This window comes from Thiomicrolovo sp. ZZH C-3, from assembly GCF_054862725.1.
Window position 1 is genome coordinate 708,392 of record NZ_JBTKXX010000001.1, and the last position, 23,936, is coordinate 732,327.

Consider the following 23,936-nt stretch of genomic DNA (forward strand, 5'->3'; position numbering starts at 1 on the left):
TGGGCAAAAAGCGCCCAGGTATGGATGTCGCGGAGGGGTGATGGGTAGAGAGTCTATTGGGTGGGTACACTGAAAGTTCAGGTTTGGTACCCGAGATCTTCCAGCATCTTTTTGTCATTCGTCCAGTTGGGTTTCACGCTGACGAACAGATCGAGGTAGGCACGGTGGCCGGAGAGGGACTCGATCTTCTGGCGGGCATGCTTGCCGATGCGTTTGATCGTCGCACCGCCTTTGCCGATCATAATTCCTTTTTGGCTCTCTTTTTCAACGATGATGGTGGCACGGATGTGATCAATGTCGTCGGCTTCGTCAATCTTGTCGATGACGACGTCAGTACCGTAGGGGATCTCATCGCTGATATTCTCGAAGATCGATTCGCGGATGAACTCCCTGAAGATATCGCGCAGTTTCTCATTGGTGAGGTCTTCGGGGTCGAAGAGGTAGGGGGATTCGGGCAGGAACCTTGTAATGACCTCTTTGAGCTGTTCAAGACCGGTATGCTTGGTCACAGAGACGGGGATGAGGGCCTCGAAATGCTCCGAGAAAGCGTTGTATTCCGAGATACGCGCCAGCAACTCCCCCTGGGAGATCTGGTCGATCTTGCTGAGCGCAATCAGGTGTCTTTTCCCGCCGGAAAGCTCCAAGAAGCGTTTATAGTGTTTGACGCTGTCCGCAGCCGGAGCCAGGTAGACGATCAGATCACAGTCGCCGATCGCCTTGAGGGCCTCCTCGAGCATAAACTGATTGATTTTGCGCTCTTTTTCATGCAGGCCGGGGGTATCAACGAAGATCAGCTGATCCTCCCCGTGCATGACGATGGCGTTGAGGCGCCTGCGTGTGGCATTCGCCTTCTGGCTGACCAGGGCGATCTTTTCGCCCAGCAGCGCATTGAGTAGGGTGCTTTTGCCCGCGTTCGGGCGTCCGACGAGGGCAACGAATCCGGCTTTGGTCATGCTCGGGCTCCTTTATAGGATATAACGGGAGAGATCTTCATCCTCGATAACAATGTCCAGTTTGTCATGGACGATCGCCTTGGTGACGGTATAGGTCTCTCCGGCATAGGTTTCGGCGTCGAAACTGATCTCCTCGAGCACCTTTTCCAGGATGGTGTGCAGGCGTCTGGCGCCGATGTCTTCGGTCTTTTCATTGGCCTGCTGTGCAAGTGCGGCGATGGCACGGATCGCGTCGTCATCAAATTCGAGGGTAACGTTTTCGACGGCGAGCAGCGCCTTGTACTGTTTGATCAGTGAGTGTTTCGGCTGGGTGAGGATAGCGTAGAGCGCCTCCTCGTCCAGCGACTGCAGCTCGACCCGCAACGGGAAGCGCCCCTGAAGTTCCGGGATGAGATCGCTGGGCTTTGTGAGGTGAAAAGCCCCGGCGGCAATGAAGAGGATGTGATCGGTTTTGACCGGGCCGTACTTGGTACTGACGCTGCTCCCTTCGACGATGGGGAGCAGGTCACGCTGAACCCCCTCCTTGCTGGGATCGTTACGCCCCTGGCTTTTGGAGCTGACGGCGATCTTGTCGATCTCGTCAAGGAAGATGATACCGCCGCTCTCCGCGCGGCGCACGGCTTCGCTGCGGATGGCGTCCATATCCAGCAGGGCGTCGGTCGCCTCGCTGTCGAGGATGCGGATCGCATCGGAGACCTTCATCTCCTTCTTGTTCTCTTTTTTATTGATAGTGCTGAACATTTTGGCAAAGGATTCCTGCATCTTTGCCATCTCCGGCGGCATGCCGGTGTCATTGAACTCGATGTTCCCTTTTGGCAGTTCGATCTCGATGGTTTTGTCATCCATCTCGCCGTTGATCACGCGTTCGCGCATCCGTTCGCGGGAGGAGGCATATTCAGCTTTCTTGGTCTCGGAAGAGAGGGGCGGCAGCGGCGGCAGCAGTTTGTCGACGATCTTGTCGAGGACGTACTCTTTGATGTCGTCCTCGCTTGCCGCTTTCTGCTCCTCTTTGACGAGGGCGATAGAGGTCATGACGAGGTCGCGGACCATCGATTCGACGTCGCGGCCGACGAAGCCGACCTCCGTGAACTTGCTTGCTTCGACCTTGATGAAGGGGACGCCCATCATTTTGGCGAGGCGGCGGGAGATCTCCGTTTTACCGACCCCGGTCGAGCCGATCATCAGGATGTTCTTGGGCATGATCTCGTGCTGCATCTCGCCGTCGAGCTGCATCCGGCGGTAGCGGGTGCGCAGGGCGAGGGCGATGCTCTTTTTCGCGGCCTGCTGGCCGATAATGTAGGCATCGAGGTAGGAGACGATCTCTTTGGGGGTCATGTTCATGTTTCCGAGGCCTCCAGGGTGAGGATTTTGATCTCATGGTTGGTGTAGATACAGAGGTCCGCCGCGATATGCAGACTCTCTTCGACAAGGGCTTCGGGGGCCATGTCCGCATGTTTTTTCAGGGCGCGGGCGCTGGCGATGGCGTAGTTTCCGCCGCTGCCGATGGAAGCGATCTGGCCGTCTTCGGGCTCGACGACGTCGCCGTTACCGGTCAGGATAAAGATGTGCTCCGTGTTGAGGACGATCATCATTGCTTCCAGACGCCGAAGCACTTTGTCCTTGCGCCACGCTTTGGAGAAATCGATGATGGCCTTGACCATGTCGCCTTTGCGCGCAGAGAGGAATTCCTCGAACATGTCGAAGAGGTTGAAAGCGTCCGCCGTGGAACCGGCAAAGCCGGCCAGGACCTGGCCGTTATGCAGCTTGCGGATCTTGGTGGCGTTGTTTTTCAAAACGGTGTTTCCGAAGGTGACCTGCCCGTCGCCGCCGATGACCGCCTTGCCCTCACTTTTGTAGGCGAGGATCGTCGTTGCGTCGAACATTACGCACCTACGATGTCGAGATGCAGCAGCGCGTGGATGCCGTGGCCGAGTTTGAGGTCGACCTCGTGTTTTCCGGTCATTTTGATCGCCTTTTTGGCTTCGATATGTTTTTTATCGATGGTGATGCCGTGTGCATCCTCGAGCGCCTTGGCAATGTCATCTTTGGTGACGGCACCGAAGAGGTGACCGGTGTCACCGAGCTTTTTGGCGATGGTGACTTCGAGGGTTTCTAGCTTCGCTTTCATGGCGGTGAGGTCGGCGATCTCCTGGGCCTCATTCGCGGCAGCCTGGCGCTTCGCCTCTTCCCACTCGGCGATGACCTCGTCGGTGGCATGTTTGGCAAACCCCTTGCCGATCAGGAAGTTCTTGCCGTAGCCGTCTTTGACCTCTTTGACCTCGCCGGCTTTGCCGAGGCTTTTGACATCTTTGATCAACAGTACTCTCATCTTTTCTCCTTCTGTTTCAGCGTTCGAGTTCGCCGCCGTAGGCGACGATTCCGTAGGTTAGGTTGCCGACGTTTTCAAACCCCATATCACTGAGGATACGCTGGCAGTGCGCACTCCGGCTGCCAACATGGCAGTAGACGATCAGCTTCTCTTGTTTGGAGAGCTTCGCACTCTCCAGGGTATCGAAGAAGCTGCTGGTGGGGATGAGGCGGTCGGCACCCTTGATATGCCCCATCTGCCACTCCATGTGTTCGCGCACGTCGATCAGTTTGAAATCGACCATCCCGAGCGCACGCCCCTCAAGCAGGGCGGCGAGCTCGTCGCCGTCGAACTGCTCTTTTTGAAGCAGGAGCGCGCACTCTTCGGCGCTGAGCCCTCTGGAGTGCTGGTGGACAACCTCTTCGATCTCCTCTTCACTGCGGTGCTGGGCTGCATATTCCGGGGTGCAGAAGATCTGGCAGTGGCAGACCCCGTCTTCGGGGATCTCTTTTTCGATCGCCGGCTTGCAGGGGCAGATGCGGTCCTGTTCCTTGTCGCCGGTGACAAAGAAGCAGGGGCAGTAGCGCTTGCCGTGCATCAGCTTGTTGCGTGTCAGCCCCAGCTGAATCCCCTCGTTGATCTCTGCATCGGGGTTGTAGGACCAGCCAAACTGCTCGACAACCTTGTCGGTGAAGCGGATCGTCCGCTCGAGCTCGCTCTGGAATTCGTCAGAGTTGATATCGATCTTCGTAATTCCGCCGGCCATACACTTTTCCCCTTACTATTTGTTGCGCGCTTTGCCCGCGATGATGAAGCGCAGGGCGTTGAGCTTGATAAAGCCGTTGGCGTCTTTCTGGTCGTAGACCGCATCCTCTTCGAAGGTACAGTACTCCGGATTGAACAGGGACTGCTCGGAGCTGCGGCCGACGACGATGACGTTACCCTTGTAGAGCTTGAGGCGGACGGTGCCTTCAACGTTCTCTTGGGTCTTGTCGATGGCCGCCTGGAGCATCTCGCGCTCCGGCGCGAACCAGTAGCCGTTGTAGATCAGCTTCGCGTAGCGCGGCATCAGCTCGTCTTTAAGGTGTGCCTCTTCGCGGTCGAGACAGAGCGACTCGATGGCGCGGTGCGCTTTGAGCATGATCGTCCCGCCCGGTGTTTCGTAGCAGCCGCGGCTTTTCATCCCGACGTAGCGGTTTTCGACGATGTCGGCGCGGCCGATGCCGTGTTTGCCCGCCAGCTTGTTCAGGGTTTCGAGCATCGTTGCCGGGGAGAGGGCTTCGCCGTTCAGGCTGACCGGGTCGCCGTTTTTGTAGCCGATCTCGATGTATTCGGGCTCGTCCGGTGCCGCCTCCGGGGAGACGGTCCAGCGCCACATATCTTCTTCCGGTTCCGCGGCGGGGTCCTCGAGGATACCGCCCTCGTAGGAGATGTGCAGCAGGTTGGCGTCCATGGAGTAGGGGGATTTTTTCCCGCTTTTCTCAATTTTGATACCGTGTTTCTCGGCATAGGCCAGCAGCTTTTCACGGGAGTTGAGGTCCCATTCGCGCCACGGGGCGATGATCGTGAGGCTGCTGTTCTGGCCGAGGTAGCCCAGCTCGAAGCGCACCTGGTCGTTACCCTTGCCGGTCGCACCGTGGCTGACGCCGTCGGCACCGGTGATCTTCGCGATCTCCGCCTGGCGCTTGGCGATCAGCGGGCGGGCGATGGAGGTACCGAGGAGATACTCGCCTTCGTAGATGGCATTGGCGCGGAACATCGGGAAGACGTAATCACGGACGAACTCTTCGCGCAGGTCGTCGATGAAGATGTTTTCAGGCTTGATTCCCAGGTCGAGCGCTTTCTGGCGTGCCGGTTCGACCTCTTCGCCCTGGCCGATATCGGCAGTAAAGGTGACGACTTCGCAGTTGTATTCATCCTGCAGCCATTTGAGGATGACGCTGGTGTCCAGGCCGCCGGAGTAGGCCAAAACGACTTTGTTGACTTCTTTTTTCATGGATAGGTGTCCTTGAAGGGTTATGGTGACGCGATTTTAGCGCAGATTAGATGACGGTGAGGTAAATCGTTTCGGGTGCTTTCGGGGGACTTGCTATACTGTCGAAAAATATTTGGAGCCCTCCATGCCCAGTTTTGCCATTATCGGCGGGATTTTGCTCAATGTCGGCGCCTTTCTGACTTACCGCGGAAAAATCTTTGAAGCGGTGTGGGCCTACCTGGTGGCGGATCTGTGCTGGATTGCGATGGCATGGGAACGTAACGACGGCTGGGGGATGCTCTTCATCGCCGTCGGCATCGCCTTCGGGCTGCTCGCCTTTCGGCGGATGCACCGGGGCGACATGGAAAAATCACTGAACAAGGATGAACGTGGCTGACACGATGCTTTACGAGGCGCAGGGCCTGCAGCTCGACCTCTCCAAAATCACCCGCCTCTATCCGGCGGCGATCGTCGAAGGGGGCGGGGCCGAAGCCCAGGTCTCCCTGGAATGGGCGGAGCTTAAGAAGGATGAAGTCAAGATCGCGGAGTACGTGCTGGTCTTTGACTTCGACCCCCCGGGAGAGGTCCCGGCCCAGCGCAAACTGCTGCACTTCGAGACGAAAGCGGCACTGTTCGAGACGATGCAGACCCTCTCCGATATCTTCGAAAAGGCCTACAAGGGGGCTTAGCGGATCACCTGCAGCGGGTCGATGTGGTAGTTCTTCTGGGTCACTTCGAACATCAGTTCATCATTGACCCGTCCGATGACACTCCCTTTTTTAAGCCGCTTACCCTTACGCACCGTCGGGGCGATCTGGTCGAGGTGGGCGTAGATGGTATGCAAGCCGCCGGAGTGTTCGATAATGACGACGTTCTCCAACATCGGCGTCTCCTGGGCCAGAATAACCTTGCCGTTGAAGATGGCCTTGACCTTGGCGTTGGGGCTTTTGGGCTGTAGGGAGACCGATTCGTTGAAGATCTTGATCTTGTAGATCGGGTCGGTGTAGGTCCCGTAGCGCTTCAGGACGGTGTACGCATCGAGCGGCGCGATCGTCTTTGAACCGCGGTAGCGGCGGGTCCGCGCTTTGTGGTAGCTGCTGCCGACCGAACGGACATCGGGGACCTCTTTGGAGGCCAGCAGCGCTTCGTTGCGCTTCTCCTCCTGCCGCGCGGCCGCTTTTTGCGATTCGCTCTCCTGGATGATGTGCAGATTGGCAAGGGTCTTTTTCAGGGCCGATTTCTGGGCAAGGATCTTTTTCAGCTCTTTCTTGTAACGGCTCTTCTTCGTCTTCAGGTCCCCCAGCGCTTGCTCGTTCGTCTTCTTCGCTTTTTGAAGGTCGCGTTTCTCCTGTTCGATCGAGGCGATATCCGTTTTGAGCCGCGCCGTCTTCTCCGTCAGCTGCTTCAGTGCGGCTTCGTTCGCCCGGTACTCGTTGCGCAGCTGCTGGATCTGGGCCTTGGTCTGTTCGTTCAACGCAGCAAAAACCGCCTCGCCGATGACCGCGTCGGGGGAGAGGGTATTGCTGTCCGCCTGGGTCATCGTCAGCGATACGATACGCGCCATCAGGTCGGCGAGGTCATTGCGCAGTTTTTGACGGTTGGCTTCCAGGGTCTCCTGCGTCTCGGCGAGCGTGATCAGCTCATCCTTGGCGCCGGAAAGAATGGTGGCCTTGCCCTGCAGTGCGGATTCGAGGGCCTTGATCTTCTTCTGCTGGGTCAGGACCGTGCGCTTTTTTTTCAGGATCGCCTTGGCGGTCTTGGCCATTTTGGCATTGACCGAGGCGTAGTTGCGGTCGAAGGAGTTGAGACTTTTGGAAGTCTCGTCGATCTTGTCATCGATGCTCTTGGCGGCAACGGCGGCGGTGAGGAGCAGGAAAAGCAGCAGGACGGACCGGATCATACCTCTTCTCTGTGCCCCATCACGATCATCGAGGCGAGCAGGATGGAGAGGGAGATGGCCACGCCGGTCAGCAGCGGCACGTCGTGCAGCGGCTGGAAGAGGGTCGGCTGCAGCTGTACGAGGGAGAGCAGCTGCGCCATCCATCCATAGTGGTCGACGAAGAGGAAAGCGGTCGTTGCCAATACGGAGGCGATGACGGCGTCGACGATGGCCAGGCGGAAGAGGACGGCCGAACGGAGCCAGACCGGGGCGCCGAAAAGGGCCATGATGTTCATCCGTTCACGGTGCTGGAACTGCCACAGGCGCATCTCTTTGATGATCAGCAGCGAGGTGACGAGCAGGACGACGGCCGCCAGGACGCTGACGACTTTCTTGAAGAGCTGCAGCAGGCGGTAGACGGTGTCATGCTGCTGCGCAAAGGTCTCGACGCGGCTGATCGCACGGTCGCGCAGCAGCCGCTTCCCCAGTTCCCGCGCATCGTCGGGAGTGATGAAGTGGGCCATCCGCAGGCGGTAGAAGTGCGGAAGGTTCAGCGTCATCAGGTTGATCTGGGAGTCGCCCGTTTGCTGCTGGAGCTGCTGCAGGACCCGGGTGGGCGAGAGGGGTTCGACGGCACTGATGGCATCGTCGATACCCTGGAAAAAGGCGAGGGAGAGGTTATTGTCGCTGACGACGACGATACCGTAGTTGTCCCCCAGGCGCTGTTCGTATGCGCCGATGACCCGCTCCAGACTCAAAAAGAGCTGCAGGGTGATGAGGATGGAGAAGAGCGCCGTAATCAGCGAAAAGTGGCTTTTAAGAGACTTCATAGACGTCTCCGTGCTCGATATGGTAGTGCTTGTATTTGATCCCCAGCGTTTCGGGGATGTGGTGGGTGACGACGACGACGGTCGCCTCGAGCTGGGTGTTGGCCCCCTCCAGCAGGTTCCAGATTACCTTGGAGGAGTACTCGTCCAGGTTCCCCGTCGGCTCATCCGCAAGGATCAGGATGGGGTTGTGCGCGAGGGCGCGCGCCATGGCGACGCGCTGCTGCTCGCCCCCGCTCAGCTCCATAGGGTACTTGCCCCGCTGATGGGTGAGCTTGACGTGGCCGAGCAGCTTCTCCACCTGCATCTCGCTGATGTCGCGGGCGTAACCGTTGATGAGCAGCGGCAGCATGACGTTCTTCTCGATCGTCCACTCTTTGACGAGCTTGTAATCCTGGAAGACGATCCCGACGTGGCGGCGGAGGAAGTTGAGCTTCTTGCTGTTGATGCTCTCCATGTCGACCCCGCCGACGGTAAGGGAGCCCGAAAGCATGGGGAGGGCACCGAAGAAGGATTTCAGCAGGGTGGATTTCCCGCTCCCGCTGGCCCCGGTGATGAAAACGAAGCTCCCCGAATCGATCGAGAAGGTTGCCTTGGAGATGATCGTTTCGTGCTTGCTGTAGCCCAGGGAGAGGTTGTCGACGATGATGATCTTATCCATGCAGGGCCTCGATCAGGAGCCGGTGTGCCCGGGCGTTGGTCCGGGAACGCACCGGCGGCGTCGGAAGGTAGCGCGGCGCATCGCCGAGGATCAGGTAGAGATGCTCGGGGCGGGCGTAGGGGCCCATGGAGAGGCGGAACATGGCGCGGTCGTCATCGGTGCGGTAGAGACGTTCGAAATGCACGAATCCCTCGTCGAAGCGGAGGGTGGTGCCGTTGAGGGCTTCGAGGCGTGCCGCATCGGGTGCGAGGGCGTCGAAAACAAAGGGGGCGATCGCCTCCAGCGGTGAGGAGCGCTCTTCGTTGTGCATCAGCACGTCGTAGATATTCTTCTCCATCCGGCGCCAGCGGTCCTCGTACTTGCTGCTGACCTCCAGGGCGCGGTTCTTGTAGATCTCGATATGGTTCTGGTTGAGGGCCATAAAGGTCTCGAAACTGTAGGCAAAGTAGTTATCGCTGTCGGTGCGCAGCTCCAGCTTCCCCTCGGGCTTCAGCACCCGGATGCTTTCGGCGATGAAGGCTTCGCCGATGACGCGGCGGTGGGGTTTTTTGTCCCAGGGAACGGGGAAGTGGACATAGATGCGCCCGGCGAGGTTGGAGGGGACGAGCTCCAGGAAGAGGCGGGCGTCGTAGTCGAGCAGCAGGATGTTGCCCAGTTGCTGGATATTGATCTGTTTGAGGACCTGCTCGATGGAGGGCTTGTGGATCTCGATCCCGATAAAGAGGATGTCGGGGTTGGCCTTGGCCTGGTGCAGCAGGTGGCGGCCGGAACCGAATCCCACCTCGATGCGGATTTCGCGGTCGGTGGGGAAGTCACGTTCGAAGTCGTGGATGCTCCACAGCGCACTGTCGTTGCCCAGGTGCATGTTCACTTCGCCGCTGTCGACGTTCGAGGCGAGGACCTCCAGCCCGGTAAGCCCCGCGTAGGCCTGCAGGGCACGCTTGACGTAGTGGGTGGCCGAAGGGCGGGAGATCTTGTCCGCCTTGAGCAGGGTCTTGTCCGGCAGCCGCTTGAGCAGCAGGAAGAACTCCTTCTCACCGATGGAGGCCGCGATCAGCTTCTCATCGTCGTGGAGGGTATTCTCCGCCATGTAGTGAAAGGTGACCCCGTCCGCGGCCGCGGGGAAGGCCGGGGCCTTGAACTCGGCGATATGCAGGTGGGGCATCGGGTTACTGGCCCTCCAGGACGATGGTCTTGGACGCGGAAGGGTCCGACTTGAGCCCATTGGCGTCGACGGCGATCACCTTGTAGCTGTACTCCAGACCCGGGGAGACATTCACATCCGTGAAGCTTTCGGTCTTGATATCGCGGATGACGGTCTCTTTACTGTCGAACCACCCGCTGCGGGTCGTCTTCAGCAGCTCAAAACCGACGGCGCGGCTGTCCTGGGCTTTCCAGCGTACCACCACGGCCTTGTTGCGCAGGGCGAGGCCGGTCAGTTCCGGAACGGCGGGCGCGGCCATCGTCGTGCCTTCGGCGGGTTCGCTCGGCAGGCTCTCCAGCTCATCCTTGTCAACGGCCGCGATCTTGTAGAAGTAGCGGGCACCGTTTTCATCGACCTTGTCCGTGAAGGCGGTGCGGGCGACTTTGGCCCGGTAGCTGTAGTAGCCGTCCTCACGCTCGGCACGGTAGACCTTGTAGTAGACGATCCCCTTGTTGGGGGAGGGCTGCCACTGCAGATCGACTTTGTGGATCGCTCCCCGTCCGGCAGAAAGCTGCGACGGCGGCAGCGGGAGCGGTTTGGTCGCGACGGTGACGACGGCGGAGGGGGCGCTTTTCTCGCCGCTGAAGGTGCGGGCGAGGATGCGGTAGCGGTAGACGCTGTCGTCGTCGAGGTCGTGGTCGATGTGTTCGGCGTGGAGGCGGCCGTCGATGCGGGCGATCCAGTGGAAGGATTTCTCGCCCGGGTCGAGGCGCTCGATCTCATACCCCTCGACGCGCAGATCCGGGTGGGGACGCCAGAGGAGTTTGGCGCTGCGTGCCAGCTCTTTGGTCGCCGTGAAGTAGCTGACGGGTTCGGGGAGGCTCAGCGTTTTGGCGGCAACGGTGTTGTCGGGCATCGATTCGCGTCCCTTGGCGTCGACGGTCGTGAAGCGGTAGCGGTAGGTCGTCGCAGGCTGCAGACCGGTGTCGACGTAGTGGGTACGGAGGGTGTCCTCGATCGCGGCGATGCGGTAGAGCTTGTTGTCTTCGCCGCCCGGGGTGTCGCGGTAGATGTGCACGCCCTTTACCCGCGGGTCCTTGACCGGCTTCCATTCAAAGGCGATGGCGGCGGTGTCGCTGAGGTAGCCGTTGATGCTGACCTGGGGCAGGGTGTTGTCGATAGCGACAGGTTCGGCGGGGGCGGGCTCCCCGACACAGCCGCTAATCAGCAGTGTCAGTGTCGAAAAGAGTGCCGATACGATCAGGGGCGAGCGTCTCATCATCCAGTGTCTCCGTAGGGAAATGCGACTGCAGCCTCTCGGTGAGCGCCGCGGGAAGCGGGGCCGCGAAACGCATCGTCTCCCCCGTCCGCGGATGGGTGAAGTAGAGCGTGTAGGCGTGCAGCAGAATACGCTGGATTTTATCGGGATTGCTCTTAATGCCGTATAAATGGTCGCCGAGGATGTGGCGGCTGAAACTCTCCAGGTGAACGCGGATCTGGTGGGTGCGCCCCGTAAAGAGTTTGCAGGCGATCAGCTCCTCCTTCTCATCTTTGGAGAGCAGCAGCTTTTTAAAGAGCGTCTGCGCGCTCTTGCCGTGGGGAACGACGGCCATCTTGAGGCGGTTGTGGGGGCTGCGGCCGATCGGCTTGTCCACCAGGGTAAGATCCTCTTTGAGCGGCGGGGTGACGACGGCGAGGTAGTAGCGTCCCATACTCTTGTCCTGCAGCTGTTTGGAAAGGGCGTCGTGGGCCTCGTTTGTTTTGGCGACGATCATGACGCCGCTGGTGCCTTTGTCGAGGCGGTGGACGATGCCGTGGCGCTCCTCGCCGCTGAGCGTCGAGAGACGGATGTTGTGGTGCTTGAGCCAGTCGACGAGGGTCGGTTCCTTGACGCTGGGGGCGGGGTGGACGGTGAGGCCGCTGGGTTTGTCGATGATGAGCAGGTCGTCATCCTCATAGAGGATGGGCACATCGAAATCGATGGGCTGTGCTTCTTCGGGCTCCATCTGCGGCAGCGTGACCGTGACTTTTTCGCCGGCTTTGAGCTTCACCCCCGGCTTGGCCGCCGCCTTGGCCTCAACGGTGACATGGCCGTTTTTGATAAGGTGGGCGATCTGGTTGCGGGGCTCATTCATCGCCTGGCCCAGAAAGGTGTCGAGGCGTTCGCCTCCGGCGGCTTCGAAAGTCAGGACAGTTGGCTGCATGGGAACCTTTGTTATAATTTTGGCACTGGGCATTAGGCGCTGGGCAGGAAGCGGGAACGGGTCATCCCCACGCGCTTCGTCTGGCACGCTTAACGCTTAATGCTAAACAAGAGAGGACGCGCCTTGCGCAGAATAGATAGACGCATTTTAGCACACTTCGATTTTGTCATCCCGGCGCTGGTTGTGCCCCTTGTCCTGGTCTCCGGGTGGCTGATCGGGGAGATTCACCCCCTCCTGGCGCACAAGCATCTCGTCTATGTCGGCGTCGGGGCGGTCGTCTTCACCTTTTTCTTCTTCCTGCCCGTACGGCGGCTGAGCTGGATGATCCCGATCTTCTACTGGTTCAACATCGGCCTGCTGCTCGCCGTCGAGTTCTTCGGGCATGCGCGCCTGGGGGCGAAGCGCTGGATCGAACTCCCCTTCGTCCACTTTACCCTGCAGCCCTCCGAGTTGATGAAACCGGCGTTCATCCTGATGCTGGCCTATCTCGTTTCGCGCAATCCGCCCCCCTACGGCGGTTACAGCTGGGCCGCCTTTGTGAAGCTGTCGTTCTATATTCTGCTCCCCTTTTTCCTGATCGCCAAGGAGCCCGACCTGGGGACGGCCACCGTCTTGCTGCTGCTGGGAGTGGGGGTGCTCTTCCTCGTCGGGGTGCGCTGGAAGATCTGGCTGACGCTGGCGGTAGGTTTTATTGTCTCGCTGCCGCTGATCTATACCCAGCTGCATGATTACCAGAAGCAGCGGATCACGGACTTCATGAGCGAAAAACCGAGCTACCACGTTCAGCAGTCCATCATCGCCATCGGCTCGGGGGGCGTTGTCGGCAAGCCCAAGGAAGAGGCGACCCAGACACAGATGAAGTTCCTCCCCATTGCGTCGAGCGACTTTATTTTTGCCTACGTTGTGGAGCGTTTCGGGTTTATGGGGGCGGTGCTGCTGATCGGGCTCTATGCCCTGATCATCATCCACCTGCTCGGTATCAGCCTTTATACCCATGACCCCTACATCAAGGTCGTCAGTGCTTCGGTTTCGCTGTTGATCTTCGTCTATATGGGCGTCAACATCGCCATGACCATCGGGCTTGCCCCGGTCGTCGGCGTTCCGCTGCCGATGTTCAGCTACGGGGGCAGCAGCTTTGTCAACTTCATGATCCTCTTCGGGATCCTCGAAAACCTGATGGCCTTCCGCTTTATGGAGCTCTACCACCGGCGGGGTAAAAAAAGCTTCGTCTAAAGGGCGCGAAAGTATAATTCGCTCCTTCACCGGATGTGGGTCTTTAGCTCAGTTGGTTAGAGCCCCCCGCTCATAACGGGGTGGTCCAGGGTTCGAGTCCCTGAGGACCCACCATCTATTTTAGGGCGTTTCAGCCGTTTTTTAAATCCTTCGAAAAATCTACTGTCACCAAACTGTCACCATACAGACCGATGGTGGTGATCTCTAGGGTCTGGAAAAGCGTTGAAAAAGCAAGGATGCGGTTTCTTCTTTGGCTAAACAGAACAGTACTGCTGTGGCAACTCTTGCCGATTGACCGGATGTATGAAGACGCATATGACAAAACGGCTTCTTTAAGTTCTATCAAGAAGTAGTCTTTTAATGGTCTTTTCCCCCTTGAGTTGGTAAGGGCGGTGAAGGGGCTATAACTGGAAGAAAGTTACATAAACTGTCAAAATTACTCAAAAGCTGCTAGTAGATTTCTAGCTTTATCTGCATATACGGACTCTGGATATTTAGATAAAAACTCCTTGTACCCCTCTCGAGAGCCTTTCTTCTTAGCCTTCAAAAAGGTATCGCGTTCTAGGATAAAATTCGGGTCCGTCGCATCTTGCAGTACTTTGGCAAGATCCCAATTGTCCCAGGAGTTTGCATAGTATAGTGCATCTTCATCCGAGCTGTTCATCCGGGAAGGATCAGCGCCGTTCTCGATCAAAATCTTAGCTGTTTTGATAGAGCCTGTCATATCTTGATGAAGTGTTTTTGAAAGAACAAGGAGTGGTGTATTCCCTTTTTTGTCTAATGCATTAACATTGGCGCCATTGTCAATCAAATACTCAGCTATCTTGCTGTTGCCTTGCATTGCAGCATAGTGTAATGCAGTTCTTCGAGGCATGTCGCATCTCATATTTACGTTATCGTTTAAGACCAAATCTTTTGCGACCTGCATATCTTCCCCAGCCTGATAGCATTTCGACGTACAACCACCCATAGAAATACCAAGCACTGTAATGGCGATAAAGAATTTAATCCCCTTCTTCATCTTCCCTATCCTTTGAGCGAAAACATCTGTTTTTTTTAGAAAACAAGGACATTCTATTACGTTGGGATGTGATATGTCAAGCAGTTTCTTGATTGATCAAATACTAGGTGACGATCTATGACCTCTAGCGTTTTTGGACTAGGGATGAAGGTGTATTCCTCTGTGCAAAAAATATCGAGTACTGACGTAAGAATACTAGTATGAGATTAATCAAGCAATGATTCAATCGCGCTTTCAAGTTCTTTGGGTTTGGTCGAAGGTGCAAAGCGTTCGACGACGTTGCCGCTGCGGTCGACGAGGAACTTGGTGAAGTTCCACTTGATCGCCTCGCTGCCAAGTACCCCTTTCTGGGCCTTTTTGAGGTGGCGGTAGAGGGGGTGGGCGTCGTCGCCGTTGACATCGATCTTGGCGAACATCGGGAAGGTGACCCCGAAATTGCTCCGGCAGAAGGTCATGATCTCCTTCTCTGTCCCGGGCTCCTGGGAACCGAACTGGTTACAGGGGAAGCCGAGGACGACCAGGCCCCGGGAGCTGTATTTTTCATAGAGCGCTTCAAGCCCCTCGTACTGCGGGGTAAAACCGCAGCGGCTGGCGACGTTGACGATCAGCATGACCTTGCCGCGGTAGGGTTCAAGCGTTGTGGTGCTGCCGTCAATGGTGTTAACGTGAAAAGCGTAGATGTCGGTCATCGTATTCTCCTTGGCGCAGTTTTGGATGGAAATGAGCAGAAGGAACCAGAAAAGTCCCCGTAGCGTGCGTTGTGTCATTGGCTTCCTCCCTGTGGCGGATCTGTCGGTCTGATACCGCATTGTAACATCGAAAGTGCCGCCCAGCTGCTGCAAAAGGAGCGGTGCCCGGGAACAGCGGTGGATCCGGGGTGTGAAAAGCTGTGGAGCGCCCGGCGGAAGTGGGTGAAAAATAGGCGTCGTTTTCCCGAAGTTGAATCGAGAAGAGTATATAATGCACGGATATTCCTAGGACGCACAAGGAAAACTATGGCGCTCAAAGTCGTTATCTCCCACAAAACCGCTTACCATTATGACCGTTATGTGTCGCTCTCGCCGCATACCATCCGTTTACGCCCCGCGCCGCACAGCCGTACGCCGATCGAGGCCTACTCGCTTAAGATCAAGCCCGAAAACCACTTTATCAACTGGCAGCAGGACCCGTTCGGCAACTACCTTGCCCGTATCGTTTTCCCGGAAAAGACGAAAGAGATGAGCATCGACGTCGAGATCATCGCCGACCTGATCACCATCAACCCCTTCGATTTCTTTGTCGACGAGTATGCGAAGGACTTCCCGTTCAAATACAAGCCGGAACTGAAAAAGGAGCTGCTGCCCTACCTCGAGATTACGGACAAAGGCAAAAAGCTCAAGACGTTCATGGAGTCGCTCGACCTGAAGACGAAACGCAATATAAACGACTTCCTCGTCTACCTTAATACCGAGATCCACAAGTACCTTGACTATACGATCCGTCTCGACCCCGGCGTGCAGACCTGCGAAGTGACCCTGGGCAACAAACTGGGGAGCTGCCGCGACTACGCCTGGCTCTTCGTGCAGGTGCTGCGCCACCTGGGACTCGCGGCGCGCTTCGTCTCGGGCTACCTCGTGCAGCTCACCGCGGACGTCAAGTCCCTTGACGGTCCGAGCGGCCCGGAAGCGGACTTTACGGACCTGCACGCCTGGACGGAAGTGTATGTCCCGGGGGCAGGGTGGATCGGACTCGATGCGACCAGCGGCCTCTTTGCCGGAGAGGGGCATATCCCCCTGGCGTGTACGCCCCACTACGACAGTGCTCACGCCATCGACGGGGCAACGGACAAGTGCGAAACGGAGTTCGACTACTCCAACACCGTGACGCGGATCTTCGAATCCCCCCGGGTCACCAAGCCCTACCGCGACGAACAGTGGGAGGCGATCTACAACCTCGGGTTCGAGGTCGACAAAGAGCTCGAGGCCAACGATGTCCGCCTCTCGATGGGGGGCGAGCCGACCTTTGTCTCCATCGACGACATGGAGTCCGAGCAGTGGAACACCGAGGCCGACGGCGAGCACAAACGCGAACGGGCCGATGTCCTTGCCCACCGTCTGCTGGGGAGCTTCGGCAAGGGCGGAATGCTGCACTACGCCCAGGGGAAATGGTACCCGGGCGAACCGCTGCCGCGCTGGCAGAAATCGGTCATCTGGCGTAAAGACGGCAAACCGATCTGGCGCAACCCGAACCTCTTTGCCGATATGAATGCGACCTACAGCTATACGACCGAGGATGCAAAGCGCTTTATGGAACTGCTGGCCCTGACCCTGGGCGTCAGCGACAAGAACATGATCGCAGCCTATGAAGACCCGGTCTACTATGTGATGAAAGAGGCGGAGCTCCCCGCCGACGTCGATCCGGAGAAGTTCGACCTGGAGGACCCGCTTGAGCGCCGCACCCTGGCACAGCTGCTGCAGCAGGGGCTGGCCAACCCGGTGGGCTATGTCCTGCCGCTGGGCTACGGCCAGACCCGCTGGATTACCTCGGCCTGGGAGTTCCGCCGTGGGAAACTCTTCCTCAGTGCGGGGAACTCGCCGCTGGGCCTGCGGATGCCGCTGGAATCGCTGATGGCCAAACCCCATGTGGAGCTGGCGCAGAACTTCGAACCCGACCTGTTCGCGGAGTCCCCTGCCTTGGGGGATTACCTCGACGACGCGCGGGCGCGCTGCGAAGCGGCGGTGCCGGACACGACGGAGGCGAACCGCTACGACGCTTTCGTGCGGACGGCGATCAGTACGGAAGTACGCGACGGCAAGCTCTACATCTTCCTGCCGCCGCTCAACCATACCGAGGCTTTCCTGGACCTTATGGCCTCCATCGAGGCGGTCGCGGCGAAGCTCAATATCAAAGTCGTCCTGGAAGGGTACGAACCGGCCCACGACAACCGCATCGAACGCATCAAGGTGACCCCGGACCCGGGCGTCATCGAAGTCAACATCCACCCCGCGAAGAACTGGAGCGAACTGACCGAAACAATGCTCGGACTTTACGAGGATGCGCGCCAGTCGCGGCTGGGAACAGAGAAATTCATGGTCGACGGCAAGCATACGGGAACGGGCGGGGGGAACCACGTCACCATCGGGGCGATGACCCCGCACGACAGCCCGCTGCTGCGCCGCCCGGAACTGCTGCGCAGCCTCGTCACCTTCTGGCAGCACCACCCCTCTTTGAGTTACCTCTTCTCCGGTGCCTTTATCGGTCCGACGTCCCAGGCCCCGCGGGTCGACGAAGGACGGGCGGAGAACCTCTACGAGCTGGAGATCGCCTTTGCGCAGATCCCCGAGAACACGGAGGTGCCCTACTGGCTTACCGACCGGCTCTTCCGCCATATGCTCACCGACATCACCGGCAACACCCACCGCTCCGAGTTCTGTATCGACAAGCTCTATTCGCCCGATTCAAGTACCGGCCGCCTGGGGATCCTGGAGCTGCGCGGTTTCGACATGCCGCCGCATTCACAGATGGCCCTGATGCAGATGCTGCTGGTGCGTACCCTGGTGTCGCTTTTCTGGCGCAAGCCCTATCGCCACAAGCTGGTGCGCTGGGGGACCCAGCTGCACGACAAGTTCCTGCTGGAGCACTACGTTAAGGAGGATATCGCCGATATCGTCCGATTCCTCAACTCCGAAGGCTACCCCTTCGAACTGGACTGGTTCGACCCCTTCTTCGAGTTCCGCTTCCCGCTCTACGGCATGGCGACGGTGGAGAATGTCCACCTCGAACTGCGCGCGGCCATCGAGCCGTGGCACGTTCTTGGGGAGGAGAGCGGTTCGCAGGGGACGTCGCGCTACGTCGACTCGTCGCTGGAACGCGTCCAGGTGAAGGTAAACAACTTCGTCCCGGAGCGCTATGTGCTGACCTGTAACGGGGTCGCGGTACCGCTGAACCCGACGGGCATCGAAGGGGAGTTCGTCGCCGGGGTCAAGTACAAGGCGTGGGAGCCGTGGTCGGCGCTGCATCCGACAATAGGGGTCGATACCCCGCTCACGTTCGATGTCGTCGACCGCTGGAACCAGCGCTCTATCGGCGGGATGACCTATTATGTCTCCCACCCGGGCGGCCGCAGTTACGACACCTTCCCCGTCAACAGCTACGAGGCGGAGTCACGCCGTATCAACCGCTTCTGGGGCTTCAACCATACCCAGGGCAGTGTCGATGAGGTACCGACCCATGTCGTCGAGCAGGCGCTGCCCAAAGGGGAGCATGAAGTGGCGCGCAAAGTGGCCGAGAAACATGCCGGCAGCAAGGTTTTTGTGTTCCAGGAGCTGCCGCGCAGTGCGGAATACCCGCATACGCTCGACCTCAGACGCAAGTGGACACGGGTGTAAATGGGGATCTTCGACCGCTATTTTTCCGAAAGCTCCTTTGACGAGATGGTCGATGCGCAGCGGCAGTGCCGCCCGCATTGGCAGACGATCTGCGACCAGATCGAGGCGACCGGTATCGAGGGGCTGAAAGCCAAGCAGGCGGAGCTGGACTGGAGTCTCGAAGAGAACGGCGTCACCTACAACGTCTACGACGCCCCCGACGGGATCACCAAACGGCGCTGGACCCTCGATCCCATCCCCTTTGTCGTCACCCAGACGGAGTGGGACCGGGTCGTCAAAGGGCTGCGCCAGCGTGCCAAGCTTTTTGACCTGATGCTGCGCGACCTCTACGGGGACCAGCACCTGCTGCGGCAGGGAATCCTGCCCGCCGAAGTGGTCTACGCCCACAAAGGGTATGCGCCGGAGGTGTTCGGGTTCGGGCACAAAACGGATTTCGAGCTCTTCTTTTATGCGACGGACATGGCCCGTGGGCCCGACGGGAAGTTCTGGGTCGTCAACGACCGTATCCAGGCACCTTCGGGGCTGGGCTACGCCGTTGAAAACCGTCTGAGCATGAACATCATCGCCAAATCGCTCTACCCGGGGGTACACACCCGCCGGCTCGCCGGTTTCATCGACGAGATGAAATCGATGATCGACCGTCTCAGCGGGGGGGACCGCTCGAAGGCGGCCCTGCTGACACCGGGACCGCACAACGAAACCTACTTCGAACACGCCTATCTCAGCTCCCTGCTGGAGATCAGTCTGGTACAGGGGGAGGACCTGCTGTCCAAGGATGGGGCACTCTGGCTCAAAAACCTCAGCGGCCTGACACGGATCAACACCCTGTTGCGCCGGGTGGACGACCGCTACTGCGATCCGCTGGAGCTGAAAAGCGATTCGCACCTGGGGGTCGCTGGGCTCGTCGATGCCGCGCGCCGGGAGAACCTGGCGATGATCAATCCTGTGGGCAGCGGTATTCTCGAGAACCTCGGCTTCAACCCCTTTATGAAGAACATTGCGAAGTTCTTCCTCGATGAAGAGCTGATCCTGCCCCAGATCGCCACCTGGTGGTGCGGGCAGCCCGGCGAACTCGAATATGTCCTCAAACACCTGGATAAACTGATCGTCAAACATATCGACCGCACGGAGAGTGCCACGGTCTACTTCGGCCGGAAGATGGACGCCGGGGAGCTCGATGCACTGAGGGCACGGCTGAAGGCGGCGCCGCACCTCTACGTGGCGCAGGAGGAGATCGGCTTCTCCACCGTGCCGTACTTTACCGGGGAGTCCGTCGAACCGCGCAATGCCGTCATCCGCTCCTACGCCTTCAAGCGCGGCAGCCAATACTGGGTGATGAACGGCGGGCTCGTGCGCGTCGCCTCGCAAAAAGACGCTTTCCTGATCTCGTCGCAAAAAGGGGGCACCAGCAAGGACCTCTGGATCGTCGGCGAGGAGGAGGAGCGCGCGCCGAGCAATCCGTTCAAACAGCTGCCCTGCATCGATGCCTCCATCGACCAGATCCCGACCCGCCGGGCGGAGAACCTCTTCTGGCTGGGGCGCTACCTCTCACGGGCTATTATCACGACGCGCCTTATCCGCTACGCGGTCAAGCGCCTCATCAACGTCTATCGCGACGAGTCGAACACCGCCGGGGAGTCGCAGCACCAGCTGCTGCGCGCGATCACGCACATGACGATGACCTATCCGGGGTTCCTGGATAAGAAAAAGGCCGACAAGCTCCTGGAGAACCCGATGAAAGAGATCGTCTCCGTGCTTAAAGAGCAGAGCCGGGTCGGGTCGCTCTCCTTTACACTGGCGATGCTTTCGGGGTCGAACGTCAGTATCAAGAACCTGCTGGGAATCGAGGCGTGGAAACTCTTCGACAAGCTCCAGTGGGAGTGGCAGGCGTTCTGCAGCGCCAATACCCGCATGAACCGTACCATCGTCAACGAGATGGACAAGCTGCATGTGAACCTGCTGGCGTACAAGGAGCTGGTCGAAGAGAGCATGTTCCGCGAGCAGGGGCTGGTGCTGTACGATATCGGCTACCGGATGGAGAGTGTGCAGCTGCTGATCTCCAAGGCGCGCTCCCTGCTCTGCCCGCGTCAGGAGAAAGCCGAGGAGTACGAACTGCTCGAAGCGCTGCTCAACACCTGCGAAAGCTTCAACGCCTACCGTGCCCACTACCGCAGCGCCCTGCAGCTCGAGAACGTCATCGAGTTTCTGCTGCTCAACCCGCAGTATCCCAAATCGCTGACCTACCAGACCCAGAAACTGCTCTCGGACCTGAAGGACCTGCCGAAGTCCCGCACCCATCTGACACAGTACGAGGCGCCGATCTTTCAGGCCTATTCGCGCCTGAAGCTCGCCACCGCGCAGGCACTGCTGACCTATGAGGAGTCCGATGGCATCTACACCGAGCTCGATACGCTGCTGTCCGAACTCTCCGAGCTTTTCATGAAGGCGTCGGACGAGTTTTCCAAAACCTATTTTTCCCATTACGACGAGTGAGCATGATCTACGATATTTTTCACGAAACGGTCTTCCATTATCAGAGTCAGGTGACCTTCAGCCACAACATCGCGCGGCTGAAGCCCAAAGAGAGCCGGGACCAGGAACTGCTCTCCTTCCGGCTCGATGCGGAGCCGTACGCGTCGGAGATCCATGCCTTTGTCGATATGTTCGGCAATACCAACCACCACCTCCTGCTGCGCGAACCCCACACCTCCCTGACGGTCACGGGGCATTCGCGGGTGCGCCGCAGGATCAAAGAGGCGCAGCGGGCGATTGAACGGCTCAGAAAGGGGGCGATGAGCTACGAGAAGGCATTGCAGCGCCTCTCCGGCTTCAACACGCGTGACATCGCCGCGAAGCAGTTCCTCTTTGCCTCGGACCTGGTTCCTGTCGATATTGCGCCGCTGCGCGACTATGCCCTGGAGTCGTTCCATCCGGAGCGCAGCCTTTTCGAGGCCGGCGAAGAGCTGATGGGGCGCATTTTCAAAGACTTCGAGTTCAACCCCGCCTTCAGCGACCTGACGACGCCGGTGACGACCATTTTCGACGAGAAGAAGGGGGTCTGCCAGGACTTTGCACATTTGGCACTCGCGGCACTGCGTTCCATCGGGCTGCCGGCCCGTTACGTGAGCGGCTACATCGAGACCATCCCGCCCGAAGGGACGGTGAAGCTTTTCGGCGCCGACGCGTCGCACGCCTGGGTGTCGCTCTACGTGCCCGGCGGCGGCTGGCTCGACCTCGACCCGACGAACAACATCATTCCCCTGGAACAGCACATCGTCATGGGGCACGGGCGGGATTACAAGGATATCTCGCCGCTCAAAGGGGTGGTGCGCGGAAGCGGACAGAGCCGCCTCAGCGTCCGTGTGGATGTCCGCCGCGCTTCGTTGGAAGCGGAGGAGACGGCCCCTACCCAGTCACAATCGCAGTCGCAGTCGCAGACGCAATCACAGTCACAATCGACGAAGTAGGTCACTGCTCCCCTGCGGGTTCAATGGATCTTGGCGATGCGGTAGGCGACGGCGTTTTCGAAGATCAGCGAGTGCATGTAGGTACAGGTGATCATCCCGTCGCAAGGCGCGAGGAAACGGTGGACGACCTCGCCTTCCAGGGCGTGGACGATCTTGCCGATCGTATCATCCTTGGAGACCGTCGTACCGGGTTTTTTTGTCGGGATGAAGATCCCGCTGTAGGGGCTTTGAACGATCTCGATGCGCTCGCGGCTCACAACGGTCGAATCGTAGCCGTTGAAGGTTTCATACCGGATGATACGGCTGTGGCTGAGGAAATTGATGAGGCTGTCGAGGATGACCCCGGCGGATTCGGGGTCGATCAGGGGCTGGTGCGGACAGATGACCGAGCACGCCTTGGTGCCCCACAGCTGCCAGTTGTACTGCAGCGACACCGTCTCGATCGATTCGGGTTCACGGTGGTGGATGACTTTGAGCCCGAGTTTACGCGCGCTGTCGACATCTTCGTAGCCGGTCTTGAAGAGTTTGACGTAGGGCAGACAGGTGGCGAGGTCCGAGCGGGTCTCCAGGATGATGCCGTAGTCGTAGCCCTGGATTGCTTCAAAGAGCCTGTGGGCAATGCGCTGGGTCGTTTCCCCCTCGCCGTACCCGGGGAACATCATATTGATATCGGTCTTGTCCAGGGGCCAGAAGCGCTCGTTGATGTTGAGGGCATAGTGGTTGACGGAGGGGATGACGAGGATGCTTCCGAGGATCTTTTCCGTCCCGAGCTTATTGCGCAGGAAATCGACCAGTTTGGAGGCGCTGTACAGCGGCAGGGTCGTCGCCCCTTCCATGGCACCGATCACGGCGACGCTGGGGGCGTCGGGGTCACTCCCTTCAAAGAGGTAGCCCTCGACGACCATCGGCGCCCGGCTGAGGGATTCGAGTTTCAGGATCTCAATTTTTTTCATTGGGTACTCCGAAAATCCGTGCAAGCAGGGAACCCTCGTAGACGACGGGGTATTCGCGCAGGGTGAACAAAATACCGCCGTTGGGGGCGTAGAGGGATTCGCGCACCGCACCGCTGAGCGGGTCGACGATATCGCCGATCCACTGCTCTTTTTCAATGACGTCGCAGTGATCGAGGGCGGGGACGAAAAGACCGGCGGCGGGGGCATTGATGTAGAAGACCTCCCCGACCTGGGAGGTGAAGGGCTCACGGACCTTGAACTCCGTCGGGGTCTCGATGATCCCCTCCTCGCGCATAAGGTTCAGAATGCCCCGCAGCAGCTGCCGCCCGTAGGCCTTGGTCAGGCGCATCCCCACCCCCATCTCGACGACGAGGGTCTTCGTCCCCCGTTCGTTCATCGTGTGCGAAAAGGTCGCCTCGAGCACCGTGACGGCGTCGTGGATCCAGATGAAGTCGCAGTTGAGCCGTTTGGCCAGGGGAAGGGTCGCCTCGGAGAAGGCCTTGTTGATGCGGATCTGCGGGATCTCGCGCAGGAAGATGTTGGAGGAGTGGATATCGATGGCGATATCGCTGCCTTCGACGTCCTCGGCCAGGGCGTGGACCACCTGTGCGGGCAGGAAGTCGTTGCGTGCCCCGGGGAAGGCGCGGTTGAGGTCGATCTCGTAGAGGGGGAAGCCCCGGATGATGGTGTCGACCCCCAGGGCGTTGACGGCGGGGTAGAGGTCGACCGTCCCCCGCAGCGCTTCGGGATGGTCGCGCAGCCAGGCCGCCAGGAGGTAGATGACAAGCTGCCCCTCGAGCTCATCGCCATGGATGCCGCTGACGATGCTGATGCGTTTGGCATCGGCGTCGGGTTTTTCCGGTGCAAAACGGGCGCGCTGGATGCGCAGCGTCTCCCCTACCGGCAGTTCGGAGGAGAAGATCTCGGTGATTTCGGGGGCCATG

The 23,936-nt window shown here is 59.0% G+C and carries 22 protein-coding genes and 1 tRNA gene; 7 read left to right on the forward strand and 16 right to left on the reverse strand.

The window, feature by feature from the left end; translation table 11 throughout:
• Window positions 1-77: 77 nt before the first annotated feature.
• The 6 genes from era to ACXWTF_RS03635 are packed head-to-tail and all read right to left on the reverse strand — an operon-like array spanning window position 78 to window position 5,257.
• The gene (gene era, locus ACXWTF_RS03610) at window positions 78-953 is read right to left on the reverse strand and encodes a GTPase Era (protein WP_461713646.1); all 876 of its coding nucleotides are present in this window, start codon (window positions 951-953) and stop codon (window positions 78-80) included.
• 12 nt (window positions 954-965) lie between these two features.
• Entirely contained in the window at window positions 966-2,294 is a 1,329-nt protein-coding gene (hslU, locus tag ACXWTF_RS03615; RefSeq protein WP_461713647.1) for an HslU--HslV peptidase ATPase subunit, read from the reverse strand.
• Window positions 2,291-2,836, reverse strand: coding sequence for an ATP-dependent protease subunit HslV (hslV, locus tag ACXWTF_RS03620; protein WP_461713648.1), 546 nt, complete (start codon window positions 2,834-2,836; stop codon window positions 2,291-2,293). Before hslV ends, hslU begins: the two co-directional genes overlap by 4 nt.
• Window positions 2,836-3,282 (reverse strand): 50S ribosomal protein L9, encoded by a 447-nt coding sequence (rplI, locus tag ACXWTF_RS03625; RefSeq protein WP_461713649.1) that lies wholly within the window; start codon window positions 3,280-3,282, stop codon window positions 2,836-2,838. Before rplI ends, hslV begins: the two co-directional genes overlap by 1 nt.
• 16 nt (window positions 3,283-3,298) lie before the next feature.
• On the reverse strand, window positions 3,299-4,027 hold the full coding sequence (locus ACXWTF_RS03630) for a ferredoxin-thioredoxin reductase catalytic domain-containing protein (RefSeq protein ID WP_461713650.1): 729 nt from the start codon (window positions 4,025-4,027) through the stop codon (window positions 3,299-3,301).
• 15 nt (window positions 4,028-4,042) lie between these two features.
• Window positions 4,043-5,257, reverse strand: coding sequence for an argininosuccinate synthase (locus ACXWTF_RS03635; RefSeq protein ID WP_461713651.1), 1,215 nt, complete (start codon window positions 5,255-5,257; stop codon window positions 4,043-4,045).
• 124 nt (window positions 5,258-5,381) lie between these two features.
• Between ACXWTF_RS03635 and ACXWTF_RS03640 the strand changes: the two genes are divergently transcribed.
• Together ACXWTF_RS03640 and ACXWTF_RS03645 are read left to right on the forward strand one after the other, a co-directional pair.
• Window positions 5,382-5,633: a hypothetical protein gene (locus tag ACXWTF_RS03640; RefSeq protein WP_345989576.1), complete on the forward strand. Its 252-nt coding sequence runs from the start codon at window positions 5,382-5,384 to the stop codon at window positions 5,631-5,633.
• Entirely contained in the window at window positions 5,626-5,925 is a 300-nt protein-coding gene (locus ACXWTF_RS03645; protein ID WP_461713652.1) for a hypothetical protein, read from the forward strand. Before ACXWTF_RS03640 ends, ACXWTF_RS03645 begins: the two co-directional genes overlap by 8 nt.
• On the opposite strand, the gene ACXWTF_RS03650 is transcribed toward ACXWTF_RS03645, so the two are convergent.
• From ACXWTF_RS03650 to ACXWTF_RS03675, 6 genes are read right to left on the reverse strand one after another with little or no spacing between them, the layout of a single operon-like run.
• The gene (locus ACXWTF_RS03650; protein WP_461713653.1) at window positions 5,922-7,136 is read right to left on the reverse strand and encodes a murein hydrolase activator EnvC family protein; all 1,215 of its coding nucleotides are present in this window, start codon (window positions 7,134-7,136) and stop codon (window positions 5,922-5,924) included. The two genes, ACXWTF_RS03645 and ACXWTF_RS03650, sit on opposite strands and share 4 nt — an antisense overlap.
• Window positions 7,133-7,945: a cell division FtsX domain-containing protein gene (locus ACXWTF_RS03655; RefSeq protein ID WP_461713654.1), complete on the reverse strand. Its 813-nt coding sequence runs from the start codon at window positions 7,943-7,945 to the stop codon at window positions 7,133-7,135. The genes ACXWTF_RS03650 and ACXWTF_RS03655 overlap by 4 nt, the downstream gene beginning before the upstream one ends.
• A complete protein-coding gene (locus tag ACXWTF_RS03660; RefSeq protein ID WP_461713655.1) occupies window positions 7,932-8,603 on the reverse strand; it encodes a cell division ATP-binding protein FtsE in 672 nt (223 codons plus the stop codon). The genes ACXWTF_RS03655 and ACXWTF_RS03660 overlap by 14 nt, the downstream gene beginning before the upstream one ends.
• Window positions 8,596-9,768 carry a tRNA (guanosine(46)-N7)-methyltransferase TrmB gene (gene trmB, locus ACXWTF_RS03665; RefSeq protein WP_461713656.1) on the reverse strand — a complete coding sequence of 391 codons (1,173 nt, stop codon included), beginning with the start codon at window positions 9,766-9,768 and terminating at the stop codon, window positions 8,596-8,598. Before trmB ends, ACXWTF_RS03660 begins: the two co-directional genes overlap by 8 nt.
• Window positions 9,769-9,772: 4 nt before the next feature.
• Complete coding sequence (locus tag ACXWTF_RS03670) at window positions 9,773-11,029, reverse strand: hypothetical protein (protein WP_461713657.1); 1,257 nt, start codon at window positions 11,027-11,029, stop codon at window positions 9,773-9,775.
• On the reverse strand, window positions 10,968-11,951 hold the full coding sequence (locus ACXWTF_RS03675; RefSeq protein ID WP_461713658.1) for an RluA family pseudouridine synthase: 984 nt from the start codon (window positions 11,949-11,951) through the stop codon (window positions 10,968-10,970). Before ACXWTF_RS03675 ends, ACXWTF_RS03670 begins: the two co-directional genes overlap by 62 nt.
• A 123-nt stretch (window positions 11,952-12,074) precedes the next feature.
• Here ACXWTF_RS03675 and ACXWTF_RS03680 point away from each other — a divergent pair, with 123 nt between their 5' ends.
• Both ACXWTF_RS03680 and ACXWTF_RS03685 read left to right on the forward strand, forming a co-directional pair.
• Window positions 12,075-13,184, forward strand: a complete 1,110-nt coding sequence (locus ACXWTF_RS03680; RefSeq protein WP_461713659.1) for an FtsW/RodA/SpoVE family cell cycle protein — start codon at window positions 12,075-12,077, stop codon at window positions 13,182-13,184.
• Between the two features lie 37 nt (window positions 13,185-13,221).
• Window positions 13,222-13,298 (forward strand) — tRNA-Ile (locus ACXWTF_RS03685).
• A 322-nt stretch (window positions 13,299-13,620) separates the two neighbouring features.
• On the opposite strand, the gene ACXWTF_RS03690 is transcribed toward ACXWTF_RS03685, so the two are convergent.
• On the reverse strand, window positions 13,621-14,205 hold the full coding sequence (locus ACXWTF_RS03690; RefSeq protein ID WP_461713660.1) for an ankyrin repeat domain-containing protein: 585 nt from the start codon (window positions 14,203-14,205) through the stop codon (window positions 13,621-13,623).
• A 206-nt stretch (window positions 14,206-14,411) separates the two neighbouring features.
• Window positions 14,412-14,894, reverse strand: coding sequence for a glutathione peroxidase (locus ACXWTF_RS03695; RefSeq protein ID WP_461714565.1), 483 nt, complete (start codon window positions 14,892-14,894; stop codon window positions 14,412-14,414).
• A 306-nt stretch (window positions 14,895-15,200) separates the two neighbouring features.
• On the opposite strand from ACXWTF_RS03695, the gene ACXWTF_RS03700 reads away from it, so the two are divergent.
• Genes ACXWTF_RS03700 through ACXWTF_RS03710 form a run of 3 tightly spaced genes read left to right on the forward strand, consistent with a single transcriptional unit; the run spans window position 15,201 to window position 22,039 of the window.
• Window positions 15,201-18,572, forward strand: coding sequence for a transglutaminase family protein (locus tag ACXWTF_RS03700; RefSeq protein ID WP_461713661.1), 3,372 nt, complete (start codon window positions 15,201-15,203; stop codon window positions 18,570-18,572).
• A complete protein-coding gene (locus ACXWTF_RS03705) occupies window positions 18,573-21,065 on the forward strand; it encodes a circularly permuted type 2 ATP-grasp protein (protein ID WP_461713662.1) in 2,493 nt (830 codons plus the stop codon).
• Window positions 21,066-21,067: 2 nt separating this feature from the next.
• On the forward strand, window positions 21,068-22,039 hold the full coding sequence (locus ACXWTF_RS03710) for a transglutaminase family protein (RefSeq protein ID WP_461713663.1): 972 nt from the start codon (window positions 21,068-21,070) through the stop codon (window positions 22,037-22,039).
• 20 nt (window positions 22,040-22,059) lie between these two features.
• Here ACXWTF_RS03710 and ACXWTF_RS03715 read toward each other — a convergent pair whose 3' ends face one another.
• Both ACXWTF_RS03715 and ACXWTF_RS03720 read right to left on the reverse strand, forming a co-directional pair.
• On the reverse strand, window positions 22,060-22,992 hold the full coding sequence (locus ACXWTF_RS03715; protein ID WP_461713664.1) for a M14 family metallopeptidase: 933 nt from the start codon (window positions 22,990-22,992) through the stop codon (window positions 22,060-22,062).
• Window positions 22,979-23,935, reverse strand: coding sequence for a M14 family metallopeptidase (locus ACXWTF_RS03720; RefSeq protein WP_461713665.1), 957 nt, complete (start codon window positions 23,933-23,935; stop codon window positions 22,979-22,981). The genes ACXWTF_RS03715 and ACXWTF_RS03720 overlap by 14 nt, the downstream gene beginning before the upstream one ends.
• Between the last annotated feature and the right edge of the window lies 1 nt (window position 23,936).